At 53.5% G+C, this 355-nt stretch carries 1 pseudogene; it reads right to left on the reverse strand.

The window, feature by feature from the left end:
- A pseudogene (locus tag PG722_RS13900) lies at positions 1–355 on the reverse strand (relaxase/mobilization nuclease domain-containing protein); the annotation flags it as partial.

The following is a 355-nucleotide window of genomic DNA, read 5'->3' on the forward strand; positions in this document are numbered from 1 at the left end:
AGAGTGTCAATGTTCGCCTTGATCGTGACGATCTCCTGCATATCCCGTCGTGCCTTCTGGTATTCTCCATAGAGCTGTTTTTTCTTTGCTGTGAGCTTGCGGCCTTCCTCCTTCAGCACATCCATTTTAGGGAGCTTCGCCCCGCCCAGCAGAGAGCGCATTTCCGCTTGTGCAGCCCGGTACAGTTCAAGGTCGGCCTCATGCTCCGCAAGGAATTTCCGGCTGTACTTCGTCGCCTTATACTGCTCAAAGACTGGGCGGGTTTTGGCATACTGAACCGTTGCGGCCTTTAGCCCGGCATTGGTTTTCATGGCCTGTTCTGTCTGCTTGATCTGCTCGGAAATGGCATGGAAAC

This window comes from Butyricicoccus sp. OF27-2pH9A, from assembly GCF_027693185.1.
GTDB lineage: Bacteria > Bacillota > Clostridia > Oscillospirales > Butyricicoccaceae > Agathobaculum > Agathobaculum butyriciproducens.